Origin of the sequence: Bartonella sp. W8122, assembly GCF_016102485.1 — a bacterium.
Taxonomy (GTDB): domain Bacteria; phylum Pseudomonadota; class Alphaproteobacteria; order Rhizobiales; family Rhizobiaceae; genus Bartonella; species Bartonella apihabitans.
Map to the genome: position 1 here is coordinate 720400 of NZ_JACFOO010000001.1, position 15820 is coordinate 736219.

12 protein-coding genes are annotated in these 15820 nt (G+C 43.8%); 8 read left to right on the forward strand and 4 right to left on the reverse strand.

What is annotated here, in order from left to right; genetic code table 11:
- Positions 1–123 precede the first annotated feature (123 nt).
- The 4 genes from H3S83_RS03185 to H3S83_RS03200 all read left to right on the forward strand — a co-directional run bounded on the left by H3S83_RS03185 (position 124) and on the right by H3S83_RS03200 (position 7354).
- Positions 124–1791, forward strand: coding sequence for a hypothetical protein (locus H3S83_RS03185; protein ID WP_198238893.1), 1668 nt, complete (start codon positions 124–126; stop codon positions 1789–1791).
- 252 nt (positions 1792–2043) lie between these two features.
- On the forward strand, positions 2044–4899 hold the full coding sequence (locus tag H3S83_RS03190) for a tetratricopeptide repeat protein (protein WP_198238894.1): 2856 nt from the start codon (positions 2044–2046) through the stop codon (positions 4897–4899).
- Positions 4899–5927 (forward strand): HEAT repeat domain-containing protein, encoded by a 1029-nt coding sequence (locus H3S83_RS03195; RefSeq protein ID WP_198238272.1) that lies wholly within the window; start codon positions 4899–4901, stop codon positions 5925–5927. The genes H3S83_RS03190 and H3S83_RS03195 overlap by 1 nt, the downstream gene beginning before the upstream one ends.
- Complete coding sequence (locus tag H3S83_RS03200) at positions 5924–7354, forward strand: glycosyltransferase family 2 protein (RefSeq protein ID WP_078039010.1); 1431 nt, start codon at positions 5924–5926, stop codon at positions 7352–7354. The genes H3S83_RS03195 and H3S83_RS03200 overlap by 4 nt, the downstream gene beginning before the upstream one ends.
- 72 nt (positions 7355–7426) lie before the next feature.
- Here the strand turns inward: H3S83_RS03200 and H3S83_RS03205 are convergent, their stop codons facing one another.
- The 3 genes from H3S83_RS03205 to H3S83_RS03215 all read right to left on the reverse strand — a co-directional run bounded on the left by H3S83_RS03205 (position 7427) and on the right by H3S83_RS03215 (position 10773).
- On the reverse strand, positions 7427–8428 hold the full coding sequence (locus H3S83_RS03205; RefSeq protein ID WP_198225301.1) for a 4-hydroxyproline epimerase: 1002 nt from the start codon (positions 8426–8428) through the stop codon (positions 7427–7429).
- A gap of 1 nt (position 8429) precedes the next feature.
- Positions 8430–9671 carry an FAD-binding oxidoreductase gene (locus tag H3S83_RS03210; RefSeq protein WP_198238895.1) on the reverse strand — a complete coding sequence of 414 codons (1242 nt, stop codon included), beginning with the start codon at positions 9669–9671 and terminating at the stop codon, positions 8430–8432.
- Positions 9672–9807: 136 nt separating this feature from the next.
- A complete protein-coding gene (locus tag H3S83_RS03215) occupies positions 9808–10773 on the reverse strand; it encodes a dihydrodipicolinate synthase family protein (RefSeq protein ID WP_198225299.1) in 966 nt (321 codons plus the stop codon).
- Positions 10774–10974: 201 nt separating this feature from the next.
- Here H3S83_RS03215 and H3S83_RS03220 point away from each other — a divergent pair, with 201 nt between their 5' ends.
- Positions 10975–11622 carry a GntR family transcriptional regulator gene (locus H3S83_RS03220; RefSeq protein WP_198238896.1) on the forward strand — a complete coding sequence of 216 codons (648 nt, stop codon included), beginning with the start codon at positions 10975–10977 and terminating at the stop codon, positions 11620–11622.
- A gap of 34 nt (positions 11623–11656) precedes the next feature.
- Here the strand turns inward: H3S83_RS03220 and H3S83_RS03225 are convergent, their stop codons facing one another.
- The gene (locus H3S83_RS03225; protein WP_198238897.1) at positions 11657–12007 is read right to left on the reverse strand and encodes a hypothetical protein; all 351 of its coding nucleotides are present in this window, start codon (positions 12005–12007) and stop codon (positions 11657–11659) included.
- A 362-nt stretch (positions 12008–12369) separates the two neighbouring features.
- Here H3S83_RS03225 and H3S83_RS03230 point away from each other — a divergent pair, with 362 nt between their 5' ends.
- From H3S83_RS03230 to H3S83_RS03240, 3 genes are all read left to right on the forward strand, one after another.
- A complete protein-coding gene (locus H3S83_RS03230) occupies positions 12370–13182 on the forward strand; it encodes a transporter substrate-binding domain-containing protein (RefSeq protein ID WP_077970286.1) in 813 nt (270 codons plus the stop codon).
- Between the two features lie 161 nt (positions 13183–13343).
- Positions 13344–15158, forward strand: a complete 1815-nt coding sequence (locus H3S83_RS03235; RefSeq protein WP_198238898.1) for an aconitase X — start codon at positions 13344–13346, stop codon at positions 15156–15158.
- The gene (locus H3S83_RS03240) at positions 15145–15810 is read left to right on the forward strand and encodes an amino acid ABC transporter permease (RefSeq protein WP_077973414.1); all 666 of its coding nucleotides are present in this window, start codon (positions 15145–15147) and stop codon (positions 15808–15810) included. Before H3S83_RS03235 ends, H3S83_RS03240 begins: the two co-directional genes overlap by 14 nt.
- The last annotated feature ends 10 nt before the right edge of the window (positions 15811–15820 follow it).

Consider the following 15820-nt stretch of genomic DNA (forward strand, 5'->3'; position numbering starts at 1 on the left):
AAAAGTTATTTCATGAATTTGTTGGTTTTTCAGGAGGAAAATTTTTAGAAGGTTGTTCAACTTGAATGACATTGTTATATAGTTTGCAAGACAAAAATCAGCAACAATTCGGGGAACGAGGTTATGGGAAGATTTCTCCATTCAACATGGATATTGGCTTTATCGGCTCTTCTCTTGTCGGTCTTTCATGTGAGTAATGCGATGTCCGATACATTATGTTTATATAGCGCGACAGATAATGACGACGAGGCTACAGATAGTGCTTGCCCGCATATTGATACCACATCCGGTTTTTATTTATCGTGGGTAGGAACGATAGATAGATCCGAACAAAAACCGGCCTTAATCCAATTGGAAGGTGAATATAAAGCAAACCGGTTTTTCCCGTCAAACACAGTTCTGACATTCGCTCCAATGCCGGCTGCTAATGACACAAAAGTAAAAAGTGGAAATGCCGAACATCAGGATACACCCGAAGGGCAAAATCATAATTTGTTAAGTTGGATGGACTGGTCTTTATTTTCGCCGGAAGGACGCGTTAGAGTTCAGAAAAAAAATGGAATTCTAAGTTTGACTTGTCATTCCGGAAAAGAGCATGCCGGTGTGGCTCTGAGTGCCCCGTTCGGAAGCTTTCCGCAAACAACCAATTCATCTTTTATCATAAGTGGCAGAGCAGACGGTCGTTTCAAATTGGGGTTTGCAGACAAAACTAATTTTGTAGCGGATGATGCAAAGACTTTTCCTGTTCATTCTGAAAAGCAATCAAAGACTGATGATCGGTCGGATTTCGATTTGTTTGAACTGCCATCTTCAGAAAAAACCAGTAGCAAAATCGTAATCGAATGCCCTGAAGAGGCCGCACATTTCGATATTGCCGCTATAACGATTAAAACTGCAACGAGTGAAAATTCAATCGCTACCTGGGTTTGGCACAAACAGAATTGGCTTCACTCACCCGCCGGTTTACTTGATTGGGCGCAACAATATCATATCAACAAGCTTTTTGTTCAGGTCGATATTCAGGATAATGTCATTGTCGATGAAGAACAGCTCGTCGAGTTTCTTGGTGAGGCGCATAAAAGATCGATTGATATTTATGCAGTTGAAGGGGATGCGGATATGATTGTCGGAAAAGGTCAAGATCTCGCATTTCAAAGAACTCAATCCTTAGCGGCATTCCAGAAACGGCTTCCGGAAAATGCAAAGTTGTCGGGACTGCAATTTGACATAGAGCCTTATACCGTTCCGAAATATTCGGAAGACCCAACCAGAATGTGGGTTAACTGGGCAGCAACTCTTATAAAAATGCATGAAATCTGGGGCGGACCAATTGATGTCATCATTCCGTACTGGATACAGAATAGCAATGACGGGAAAAATGCTCTGGAAAGTATCAAGGATCTGGGAAGTTTTACGGTTATGATTTACCGCACCAAGGAAACGGAAATAAATACTATTTCTGCGCGCTGGTTAATGTGGGGGGAAAAATTCAATACAAAAATTTCTGTCGCGTTGGAAAATGGACCGGTTAACGGGCCGGCAAAACTTTATTTCACGCCTGTGAAAGAAACAAACAAACAGAATTACGGATCTGTTCTTCTTGTTCTTGCAAGGACTGCAAATGGAGGAGATAAAACAGTCTATCAACTTGGCCATATCGAACAACCGGACGCTGCCAAAATAAGCTTTCTCAAGCGGACAGAAGACTTAAGCGGCGTTGTTTTACGGCTAAGTCCGTATTTCAAAGCTTTTAGCAGTTTCAACGGATTAGCAATTCACGGTCTTCTTTGATTGAGGCAATGACTAAAGACCGAGGTTACAACGGTATGCCAGAATAATATCAACCTATGATATAGTCTTTCAGGACAATTCCGATTTGAAATCATAGCAAGTCGAAAAGTTTTTAAGAGCAATCTCTGGAAAAACAAGATAAAAGATTTATTTAGAATTAGGTCATATTTTGTGGGTCGCAATATATACAAATAAAAAATTCTTGTTAGAACACGAGTGTAATTTTTTTCTGACGAGAAGCATGGTGGTTAAGTGGCATGCCATAGAGGCGAAGATAAACTTTTTTTCAGACTGCTGATAACGATTATTTCGTCTTCAGGAGTATATTTTACCGCGTCGGCATTTGCGCAGGTGCCGTCCGGAGCACAGGCAAATGATAAGTTTTGGCCAGTTCGCAACCATCAGAAACTGGCAGATGCAAAATCCATGGCGCTTGATGGAAAGCCTTTGAATTTTGATATTCCATTGGAAAAAGCGTCACCACCCGGAGTTAAAAGCCGCTCTCTAATTAATAGTGATGTCAAAGTTCTTTTTGAACAGGGCTATCAAGCGCGACAACAGGGTCATTATAAAGAAGCAATAGAAAAACTGGAAAAAGCTTCTGCTTTATCACCCGACAATCCAGATATTTTAAGAGAATTGGGGTTATCTTTCATGGGGCTCGGCGAGCTTGACAAAGCCGAGCCGATATTTCGTCAACTCCTTGAAATGGTTCCGGATGATATCGAGGCAAAAACCGGTTTGGTAAAAATAGATTACGCTCATAACAATCTTGAAGAGGCAAAGCATTACACTGAAGAAATATTGGCACTAAAGCCGGATAATGAGGAAGTGAAGTCGCTTCAAACAGAAATATTGAATGCCATAGTTTTTCAGAAAAAGCTTGAACATACGACCAGAGCGAGTTCCGTTATCCGTTCGCCATCCATAAATGATTTGAAATCAATAAATCTGCACTTTGGCAAAAAAGATTATGACAAAGTTGAGAAAAATGCCGGATCAGACAATTTACCCGACACTATAAGTGAAAACCGGACGAGCAATTATTTTCTCGGGCTTTCTGCCGCCATCCGGTCAAATGTTCCTGATCGTAGTGTGGCTGGTGATTTGGCCAAACGCGGTTTTATATTTCTCACTATGGGCAAAGTGGAGGAAGCTCAAGCAGATTTCGAAAAAGCTCTACGTTTAGCGCCAACGCTGAGCTTGGCACAACTGGGAAAAGCCGCAATATTGTATTGGCAAGGAGATTTCTTTGCAGCCAAGGAAATGGTCAATCATGTCATAGCGATAGAGCCGGAAAATTCAATTGCGCGCGACTTCAAATTCCGCATAGACGCTGCCATAAAATTTTCACAGACGGAAGATAAAATTAAGAACGAAAACCTGTCTGGAGAACCATTGAGTGATGTTTCGGACAATGAACAGAAAACTGTGGGGCAGTTATACGAAATTGGCAGCAATGAACGGAAAGCCCAGCATTTTGACCTTGCCAAACAGCATTTTGAAGCTGCTTTAGCTCTCGAACCGGACAATGCGGATATCCTTGTTCAATTGGGGCTCACACTTCTTGCGCTAGGAGATCTGGATGCGGCAAAAGAAAATTTTAGTCGGGCTTTAATGATAGCACCAGATTACATTGATGCGAATTTGGGCTTGGCACGTATCGCCTATTGGAAAGGCGAACTTGATAAAGCAAAAGCTCTTTGCGAAATGGCATTGTCGCAGTCACCCGACAATGAAGAATTGACGAGCCTGTTAAAAGACATTGAACGCGCGATCGCTTCAAAAAACAAAATCGCCAAACATGGCGGTACCGGCAATTCGTCCAATGGAACGGGAAAAGATAACCCGCAGCTCGTCGAGAGTAATCATCTCGCTCAACAAGCAGCGCAAATTGTTGCTTCAGGAAAAAACTTCGCCCATGCGGAAGCTCTTTATCGACAGGCTTTATCCCTAACGCCTCAAAATGTTGATCTGTTAATAAAGCTCGGCAATGTTCTATCGTTTCAGAAGAAATTTGCTGAAGCCGATAAGATATTTGATCAGGCTCTCGAAATTTCGCCAGACGCTCTTGAAGCCTCGCTTGGCAAAGTGAATGTAGCGCTTTGGCAAAATGATTATGCGCTAGCCAGACATCGTATTGATGCATTGTTGCTTCGTTACCCTGAAAACGAAGAGGTGGCTTTGTCCGACGCGTCGCTTTATATGGCGGAACATCAATATAAGCGGGCAATCACAGTCTATAACCGCATTTTGGAGAAAAACAGCAAAAATCTTCAGGCATGGTTAGGCAGGGGGGATGCCAAACGTGGCCTTTTACGTGATCGGGAAGCCGTTAATGATTACGATCAGGCCCGTATAATTGCTCCTGACAATAGAGAAACTCTCGAGCGTATTCAAAGGCCTATCCGTAAACGGTGGCGTCTTGACATTGATAGTACTTATAGCGAGTTGACTGCACCTTATAAAAACTGGCGGGAAGGTGGCGTGGCGCTTTCCTATCAATTGTCAGAAGCAACGATATTGACTGGCCGGTTAGGTCTTTCCAATCGTTTCAATATGGATGACCAGCAGTTCGAGCTTGCAATTGCCCATCAATTCCGACCGGCTGTTTGGGGTTATTTGGCGGGGGTTGTCACACCGGATGCAGATTTTCTGGCACGATATATTTTACGCGCGGGTGGTAGCAGCAATATTGGTAGACTGGGAAAAGTGGGCATGCTCGGAGCGACACTCGATACCAAAAGCGAATGGTATGACAATGGCGTTGTCAAAACTATAACTCCCGGCTTGAGGCAGACTTTCTTCAAAGATCGTATGACCATATTTGCCCAATGGATTAATGTGTTTGACCAGAAGAACAAACATTCGGGAGGCTATCTTTTGCGCGCAGAGACCAATCCTGTCGACCGGTTTCACTTTAATATAGGATATTCGAGTACTCTGGAATCGTCAGGTGATGTTCTTATCCCGACAAAGACGATATTCGGAAATATCGCGTTCGATATAACAGAAGACTTAACAATTGGTGCTAACCTGTCCAAGGAACAGCGTACGAATGCTTATAATCGCTTGGTTTATGGTTTGAATTTGACGCGGCGTTTTTGATGATCAACATTAACATTCAATGGATAATGGGGGCAATTTTTATAGGCCTTTTTTATGCTTGCCTGGCAGTGTTGATGCTGGTCGTCATGATCGTCTTTCATTTCAGGATGGTCAACAACCGCAAGCAGATGATCAAACTCAGAGAAAAATTCGAGACCTTTTTGGATAGTCTGGAAGAGGGCGAAATATCTTCAAAACAGAAGAAGAAATTTTCAACGCGGCAACTTATGCGTCTTGTGCCTTACTTCCGGGCTATTCCGGATAAAAAAAAGCATCAATTGGCCATAGAATATTTTATTCAAACAGGTTTGGTTAAGGTGTTAGCCAAAAAAATGCGTTTTTCTTTACGTTCGAAGCGTGTGCAAATTATCGAAACTCTTGCATTGTTTCCGGATAAAACTGCTCAACAAGTTTTGCATGACGGGTTAAAGGATGTTTCGCAAAAAGTTCGTCTCGCTTCGGCTATCGCTTTAATGGAGAATGATGCTCCATGGTGGCTCTATGATGTTGTTTCAAGCCTGCCGAACTCCAAAACAAACGTAAGTAAATATTTAAGACCTGATGTGGAAAATGAAAGTCGTGTTGAAAAACTGACCAATGTGGCCAGTCTAACAATTATGCCACCGCTCATGCGCTGCGATGCAATTAATATCTTGGCCCAAAATGCCGGCTTTGAAAGTTTATCGCTAGCAATGACACAAAAAATTAATATTGCGAGCAATAACAATTTATCTTCTTCCAAAGAATACAGAGAACCAATTTTCAAAATACCTGAAGACGATAAGGCTGATGACCGGTATAACGAAACCGTTTCGTTGAATGACGAGGAAATCGATATCGAACAATTTAACAAGGTATTTGCAAATCTTCTGGATGATGATGCGTTACCGGTACTTTATGCGGCAGGCAAGGCATTACTCAAGACGGGAGATCGTGGGCACGAAATATTGGAACATACCAGACAGAATGGAAGCCCACGGGCAAAAAGGGTAGCTGCTTTTTTTCTGAGGAGCGAGAAAATAGAATGATTGACTCGCTAAAGTTCTGGCTTTTTACCGTAACATTTTCCATTATATTTGTTTTTTTCAGTTTGTGGGTCATTATCATGCTCGTTCAGCTGTTTTTGGCTCTTTATGCCTATTTCAGTCGTGCCTCGGTGCCGAAGAATGGTCTTCTTTGGCACCGTTATTTTGATACTGCACCGCCAATTTCGATCATCGTTCCGGCTTATAATGAGGAGAAAAACATTGTCCAGTCGGTTTATTCTCTCATCTCGCTGGACTATCCTGCTTTCGAGGTCATCATCGTTAATGACGGCTCGAAAGACAACATGCTCGACGAATTGATCAAAGAATTCGAACTGGAAGAGAGCAACAGAGAATATGAAACAATTCTGGCTTTCAATCCCATCCGTAATATTTATGTTTCGAAAAAATTTGGTCGTCTTGTCGTCGTCGACAAAGAAAATGGTGGCAAGGCAGACGCGCAAAATGCCGGAATCAGCGTTTCGCGTATGTCGCTTCTTTGCATGGTGGATGCCGATACTATTCTGGAGCCGGATGGTCTTTTGCGCATGGTCCAGCCTTTTATTGACGATCCGGCGCGCACAGTTGCAGTGGGTGGGAGCGTAATGATAGCCAATGGCTCCAAAATCAGTTCCGGCCGATTGACGCGCGTTGCCATACGCTTCAATTTTCTTGTTTATTTTCAAATTCTGGAATATTTGCGCGCGTTTTTAATGGCTCGTGTGGCGTGGAGTTACGTCAATTGTTTAACATTGATATCGGGTGCTTTCGGCGTCTTTAGCCGACGTGAGGTTATGGCTGTTGGCGGTTATACGCGGGGATCCGTCGGCGAAGATTTTGATTTGGTGATCAAGCTACATCGATATATGCTGGAAAACAAACGCGATTATCGTATTACTTTTGTGCCCGATGCTGTTTGCTGGACGGAAGCGCCGGAAAGTCTTTCTGTTCTTGCCAAACAACGCACGCGTTGGCAAAGAGGCGCTTTGGAAGTTTATTTTCGCCATCAGGACATTATGTTCAACAGACGCTATGGACGCATCGGTTTTGTCGGCATGCCGATGGTGTTTGTTATTGATGTTGTAAATCCACTGCTGGAACTATTCAGCTATATTCTTTTTCCGATTGTCTTTTATTTCAAAGCCATGACGTTCGAGTTTTTACTCTCGTTCATTTTTATGGCGTTTATGTATGGAATATTCGTCAGCTTGTTTTCAATATCGCTTGAACAAATGCATCTCGGTTTTTTGCGTAAAGCAAAATACATATTTATTCTTTTTCTATCTTCAATCATTGAATGTTTCGGCTATCGTCAAATCAATACATTCTGGCGGATAAAAGCCGCCGGAGAATATTTTTCGGGAAAAACTTCATGGGGCGAAATCAAACGCACCGGTTTTGACGAGGTTAAGAAAAAAACAGCCCAATAAATTTTTTGCTCCAGCGTATAAAGCCGCTGGAGCAACTGTTTTAAACATGGTTCTTCGTAATTATTTCTATGCTTATTTAACGACGAAACCATGCTTATATGGATCACGATCGTCGATAAATATGGTGTTGAAGCCTGTCATTCTGGCCCATCCCGCAACGGATGGAATAATGGCCGGAAGCCCCTCTACATCGGTCAATTTTTCAACACGGCCTTCAAAAATAGAACCGATGATTGATTCATGGACAAAATTATCACCGGCTTTCAGAATTCCCTTGGCTGTGAGTTGTGCCATTCGTGCCGAGGTTCCGGTCCCGCAAGGCGAGCGGTCAATGGCTTTATCGCCGTAAAACACAGCATTGCGTCCATTGGCTCCGGGCTTTGTCGGTTTTCCTGTCCACATAATATGGCTCAAGACATTGATTTCGGGTTTTTGCGGATGCTGGAAGCTGTAGAGTTCATTCAGTCTTTTCCGCAATACAGGACTCCATGCGATAAGCTGCAACGCATTATAGTCGGCCATATCGGTATAATTTTCTTGTGGTTCGACAATGGCGTAAAAATTACCACCATAAGCGACATCCACTTTAAGAAGGCCCAAGTCCGGACATTCGACCTCAAGGTCCCGTTTGTAAAGGAAAGCAGGCACATTTGTCAGGCGAACTTTTTCCACATAAGGGCCATTTTGCTCATATGTAATGTCGACTTTTCCAGCAGGAGTATCCAGACTGAGTTTTCCCGGAATGCGCGGCGTAATAAGTCCATATTCGATGGCCATTGTAACGGTTCCGATTGTGCCATGTCCGCACATGGGCAAACATCCGGAAGTTTCGATATAGAGAACGCCGATATCACAATCATCGCGTGTTGACGGATAAAGAATAGAGCCGGACATCATATCATGCCCGCGCGGTTCAAACATCAAACCGGTTCTGATCCAGTCGTATTCACGTAAAAAATGCAGGCGTTTTTCCATCATGGTGTTGCCTTGCAGAAGCGGACCGCCACCGGCAACCAGACGAACAGGATTACCACATGTATGACCATCAATACAGAAAAACGAATATTTCGCCATGTCAAAACCTCCCGGCACGAAATGGATAAATTGAAAGAGCAGGCTCTTTATGTTCAATGAGATTGTGTATGAGACGGGCGGTCGCTGCCGATTGTGTCAAGCCAAGATGGCCATGACCGAAAGCATATAATATTCGCCGGCTGTTTTTCGCATAATCGATAACCGGTAAACCATCGGGGATCGACGGCCGATACCCCATCCATTCCACCCCGTTTTCGAGCTTCAAATCGGGGAAAAATTCCTTCGCTTTTTTCAGCATGGCTTGGGAGCGTTTATAATTGGGAGGCAGATCAAGTCCGCCCATTTCAACTGCCCCGCCAACTCTTATTCCGGTACTGAGCGGAACAACAACAAAACCATGACCACCAAAGGTTACCTGATGTTGAAGCTTGAGACTATCAACCGGTAATGTCGTATTATAACCGCGTTCGGTATCAAGCGGTATATTATCGCCGAGAGACCGCGCAAATGTATTTGACCACGCACCACAAGCAACAACCACAAAATCGCTTCGGATTTTTTCAGAGTTGGTTGTCAGTGTAACGCCGCCTTCGTCTTGGGATAGATCAAGAACCGGCAATTTGATAAATTTTGCGCCCAGTCCGCTCGCATAGGACCACAGGGCTTTACCGAACAATTTCGGGTCCTTCACATTGCGCCAGGAAGGAACATAGGAAGCTTTTACAAATTGTTTCGAAAGGCCGGGAACCATATTGTGCAATTCGTCAGAATCGATATGGCGTACTTTTATGCCGAAACTTTCACGCCAATTCCAACTAGGAAGTGCTGCCTGAAATTCTTTTTCGCTTTCGTAAACCTCAAGTTCACCTTCGGTTCCGAGTTCGTTCAAAAGTTCGGCTCGGGCGAGCAAGCCCATCATTTCTTTCTCTGCAAGGCGCATGATTGCTACTTGCGCTTTGATGGTTTCCAATTGGGCTTTTTTTCGGCTTGCCTTCAAGAAACGAATGAACCAAGGCATAAGTTTTGGCAAGTATGTCGGACGGATTGTGAAAGGTCCCAAGGGATCCATCATCCATCCGGGTAGTTTTCTTAATATGCCTTTTGACGCAATCGGTAATACGTCCGTAAAGGCAAATGCCCCCGCATTTCCTGCACTTGTTTCTTCACATATCCCGCTTCTGTCGATGACGGTAACGTCATATCCGTTTTCAGAAAGAATGGCAGCCGTAGCGACGCCGACAATACCGCCTCCGATTATTGAAACCGACTTTTTCGCCTGCATCGCTTATTATCCTCCCCCGATCATTATGATTTTTGTCTTTCGGGCTGATGCAATCATGTAAATTTTTAATCTGGCCGGCGTCACAAATAAAAATTCGCTCACGTCTTATCCGGCCAGATGTTGTTCAAAGAGCTATTTATGCGACTTTGTATTTTTGAACTGCTCCCGGCAATTCACTCCATTTCTTATACCATGTATCAAACAGCTTAAGCTGCTTTTCGACAAATCCACGCTGGCTTTCTGTAAGTTCGTCGGTTTCATTGAAATGGAGCTTATAAGCTTTGTCGCCTTTCAAAACCATCATATGTTTGAAAAATAGCACGAGATCGGGACCGGCATCGAATGACGAAAGAATAGCCAAAGCCTGCTCGAGTTCTTCAGCACGTTGGCGTGCTTCGACATCTCCCTTTGCTGCGGCTTCACACAGACGGCATAGGTGGATGACTTCTTTCGGCAAGACATTACCGATGCCGGTGATCGCGCCTGTAGCGCCACAATTGACATAACCATGGACGACTGTTGTATCAACACCGATCATAAGAGAGACATTATCGTCACGGCTTGTAATGTTTTCGGCGGCGTAGAGCATATCGTCAGCCCCGCCGAATTCTTTGAAGCCGATCAGGTTTTTATGTTCTGCCCGTAAAGCGAAAAAAAGATCGGCGCGCGTAGCAAATCCATAATAAGGACTGTTATAAATCACGGCGGGAAGATCGGGTGCTGCCGATAAAATAGCTTTGAAATGGTTCTTCTGGGCAGCTAATACACTACCACGCGAGAGAACGCGCGGAATAACCATCAAACCTTTTGCACCGACCTTCTGGGCGTGAGCTGCATGTCTTACCGCGGTTTTCGTATTAACCGCACCGGTGCCGACAATGACCGGAATTCCGGCTTTAACCAGGCTTTCAACACCCTCCATACGTTCTTCATCGGTTAACAGTGGCCAGTCGCCCATTGATCCGCAATAGACTACAGCCGACATCCCTGTGGCGATAAGCTCTTTTGCTTTTGCAACAAGAGCAGAAAAATCCGGCGTCCGGTCTTGTTTGCAAGGCGTCATTAATGCAGGGATGACCCCTGAAAATATACTAGAATCCATAATATTCCCCTTGTTTGGCGCTTGCGCGGTTCCTCTTCACAAAGCGACCGTAAAATTTTATTTGTTAATATCAAAATCGACAGTGGCATTGATCGCCACAATCACAGATATATTGATAACCACCCAATATTATTGAGGTATTGATATATCAAAAAAATATCATATAAAATACGCTTGTCAAGTGATATATTAAAGGTGGATATGAAAAATATGAAAGTAATGGCGGTCAATGAAAGTCAGGCGGACATAGCTTATAGAAGTCTGGAACGCATGATTGTTACATTGGCTCTCGAGCCGGGCATGGTGGTCAATGAACGTTCGCTGATCGATGCAACCGGAATGGGGCGCACTCCTGTCAGGGAGGCTATACAGCGTTTGGCATTGGAGGGTTTTTTTGAAATTCGCCCCCGTTCAGGAGTTCGTGTTGCCGATCTTGAACCACAGGACTTTGTCCGTGTGCTTGATGTGCGGCAGGGGATAGAAGTTCTGCTTGCACGGGATGCCGCGCGTTTTGCCGGAGCCGTTGACATTGATCGAATGAAAATGGCGGCAGAGAATTTGAAAAAGTCGGCTGAAGAAAATGATCCTTATAATTTTTTGGATGCGGACAAGCTTTTTGATGAAACATTGGGCAAAGCCGCAGGCAATATATTTGCAGCTCGGGTTGTCGAACCTTTGCAAACCCATTCCCGACGTTTCTGGTTCCGTCTCTACCGCGGACAGGAAGCTATTATAAACTCTGCCAATGCACATATTTCACTGATTGAAGGGATTGTCAGCGGTAAACCGGATGTAGCTGGCAATAGAGCAATGAAACTGATGGAACATTTACGAAAAATGGTCCCGTGATTTCTAGACTATTTTGATGCTTAAATCACGTCTCTTATAAAAATCTTGTATGAAAACCGATATAGGCCAAGTGCTGATGTAGCCAAATACTGATATAGGTCAGATATGGATCAGGCTTATCCCGGCTTCCTTTTCTTATCAATTGATAAAAAGCGGGAAGCCGGCCTTGACGTTCTCCCCACCATGGAAGAGACGCAGACAGATTTTTAAAATGTACTGCCCCTTGGTCCATTTGATAGTCAAAACGGAAGCGAAATTTAAAAAATTTCGGGTTTGATACTATTTGCCTTCTATGATGGAGCGCCCCCACGCCCTTAAAAATTGTGGTGGTTTGGAAACGCTCCTTGCGATCGCCACCTTGATAAATATTTTCACTAGAGATCATCTTTTCGAAGAGGCAAAATTCATTTCATTTTTTTACAAACAATCTGCAAACGGAAGTTTCATTCCGCGAGTAATGTCAGCGTAACAGTCTGTTTCTATTGTAAAATCAAATGGTAAATGGTGATTGGGTATTGTTATTTTTTTGCTTTGAAACAAAACATAAAATTGCGTTTTTACACAAGTTGAAAATTCTTGGTTGCACTTTAAAAACAACTGTGATCTTATAGAGATATATCAGTTATAGATCAACAGACAAAACTATATAACATTAAGTGGGAACAACCATCATCAGAAATGGTCCGTCTGTAAGTCTTAATTTGATAGCGAGCAACAAGTGAGCGATGACAAAATGGGAGCATAGACATGAAAAACATCACACGCATTTCCGCTATAGGTTTAGCTTTGGCTACCGGTATCACAAGTGAAGCTTTGGCAGATAAAGTCGATGATATTATCAGTGCCGGAACGTTACGTTGTGCCGTAACGCTTGATTTTGCTCCCATGGGATCACGTGATGCAAATAATCAGCCGATCGGTTTTGATGTTGATTATTGTAACGATTTGGGCAAAGCCCTCGGCGTTAAAACCGAGATTGTGGAAACGCCTTTTCCTGATAGAGTGCCTGCTTTAATGTCGGATCGGGCCGATGTTGTTATCGCTTCGACGTCGGACACACTTGAAAGAGCAAAAGTCGTCGGTTTTTCTATACCTTATATGGTCAACCGGATGATCGTTCTTACAAGAAAGAATACGGGTATCTCTTCTTATGAGGATTTGAAGGGCAAGAAACTCGGTAATACCGCTAGCACTTATGAAGAGGGAAAACTCAAAGCCGACATTGAAAAATGGGGTGGTGGCAGCTATAGCTCCTATCAATCACAAAACGATACAATTCTTGCTGTCGCCCAAGGGCATATTGACGCAACGGTCTTGACCGAAAGCGTTGCGCAACTCGCTATCAATTCAGGTAATTACCCTGATCTCGTTATCACCGGTGTAGCCCCTTATATTCCGGACTATTACGCCATTGCGACAAAACGTGATGAATTCGGCTTCATCAATTATCTTAACCTGTTTGTTCACCAGCAGGTACGCACCGGTCGTTACGCCGAGCTTTATAAAAAGTGGTTCAAGAACGAACCTGTCGATCTTACAATACCGCTCGTCTATCGTTGAACCGCCAGTCTATCGTTGAACGGTTGGTCTATTGTTGATCGAAACGCGAAAAAGGACGAGTGGTCAAACACTCGTCCGGAAATAATCAATGAAATTTTGTGAATGAAGAGAATTGATGAGGCGTCTCATCTCTACTCCGGATTACTGTCCAGGACATTCTGATGCAAGGATCACTCCAATATCCAGACCCGACTTTTATTTCGGGAACAACCTATATTGATGGGGATGCTTGTGGCGAGGTTCTCTATACGGAAACGCCATTAAGTTTTTGGGGCGGAATAGATCCGCAGACTGGGAAAGTGATTGATAGTCATCATCCGCTTTCAGGCCAAACTATCTCGGGCAAGATATTTGTTTTGCCATCAGGGCGTGGTTCATGCACGGGGAGCAGTATTGTTCTGGAACTGCTTCTTAACGGTAAAGCACCTGCGGCACTTATTCTTTCCGAAACAGATAGTATATTATTGGCTGGCGTTCTCGTTGCCAAAATTTTCTTTGGTCGTTCTCTTCCTGTAATGGTGGTTCAAAAGTCAAAGTTTCAGCGGATTGCCGCAATGGAACGGGTTAAGCTTTGTCATAATGGATTGATGGCAGCCGGAGAGGCTGATGAGGAGAATGTTCATCCTGAAGAACTTTCGCTTACAGAATTTCCGTCACTTGATTTGACATCATATGATCAGGAATTGCTTTCGGGAAAACATGGCGAAGCTGCCCGACTTGCCATGACAGTTATTTGTAAAATGGCTGTTTTTCAAAATGCGAAATCTCTCATCAATGTGCAACAAGCACATATTGACGCCTGTATTTATACCGGCAAAGGCGCTCTCGCTTTTTCGGAAAAGCTGAAAATGCTTGATGCCAGAGTGGCCGTTCCGACAACGCTGAATGCTATTTCGATTGATCTTCAAAATAGCAGCCGTCAGCCGGTTCCAGAAAAGATTGCCCTTCCGGCGAAGCGTCTTGCCGAAAATTATTTGGCAATCGGAGCCGAAGAAAACTTTACCTGTGCTCCCTATCTGCTTTGTTCCGCCCCATTGAAAGGGCAGGAAATCGGTTGGGCGGAATCGAATGCAGTTGTTTTTGCCAATAGTATTATTGGGGCTCATAGCCAAAAAAATCCGGACTTTATGGATGCTTGTATTGCAATTACCGGACGCGCACCGAAGACAGGCTGCCATCTAAAAGCCAACAGGATGCCAACCATCCGAATTATTGTTGAAAAGCCGGACGTAATTGATGACTCTTTCTATCCTTTGCTTGGCTATCAGACAGGGCTGATTTCGGGGTCGCATATCCCTTTGATCAACGGTTTATCCGGACTTCATCCAAATCGGGATAATTTGAAAGCAATGTCTGCGGCATTCGCCACAACCTCTGCGGCTCCGATGTTTCATATTGAAGGTATAACAGCAGAAATTTCCGATAATCGCGATTGGCTTGATCTTGATTTGGAAACTTTTCGCATCGGGCGGGGAGAGCTATTAGAGGCATGGCATGTCCTTAATGGGAATGCGGGCAATAGAAATGTCAATAATGCACCAGCGTTTGACAAAATTGATCTTGTAGCACTCGGCAATCCCCATTTTTCGCTCGAAGAAGCACTTCTTCTTGCGAAACTTTGTCAAAACAAAACCAGATCTCACAATACCGGTCTTTACATTACTATGGGCCGGCATTGTTTATCAGAACTTGAAAAGCATCACTCTTTCCAAAGTCTTCAAGATTTTGGTGCCACAATCATAACAGATACATGTTGGTGCATGATTGGTGCACCAATTATCAAGAACAATCATAAAACTATTCTTACAAATTCAGGGAAATATGCCCATTACGGAGCAGGATTGACAAAATGCACTATGCGTTTTTCCGATCTTGCCAATTGCGTTCAAGCGGCAGTCGAAGGAAAATTTGAAGTAAAACCACCGTATTGGCTTACGGGTCATGGAAACGAAAGTAAAAGCCATGTTCAATTATAAATTCCAGTGGGGTACAGTTTGGCAACATATCAACCAGCTTTTGGCAGGAGCGTGGGTTAGCCTTTATACAACAGCCATTTGTATGGTCTTATCAATCCTCATAGGGTTGGTTCTGTTGGTTATGAGGCGCTCTACCAATCGTCCGCTTGCAGCAATTGCCATCACCTGGATATCGATTGCCCGTAATACGCCGGCGCTTTTACAGCTTTATTTTCTATATTTCGGTTTTGGCGCTTTCGGCATTTTTATTTCATCCTGGTGGGCCTTATTGATTGGTATAACGTTTAACAGTGCCGGATATTTGGCAGAAAATTTCCGTGGAGGTTTGCAAGCCGTTCCTGAAACGCAGACACGCGCCGCTCGTTCATTGGGAATGACGGCCTTCCAGTCCTTTCACCTTGTCGTGGTTCCCCAACTTTTGCGGGTTGTCTATTATCCATTGACCAACCAGTTGATCTGGGCCCTTCTGATGACATCGCTCGGTGTTGTTGTCGGATTGGACAAGGATTTGATGGCTGTTACCAAAACTTTGGCCGACTCTTCCTACCGCACATTCGAATATTTCTTCGCCGCTGCAGTCATTTATTACATCATGTCAAAAATGCTGCTTATCCTCGCCAGATTATCGGCATGGAAAATTCTGAGATATTGATGGAGAGGGA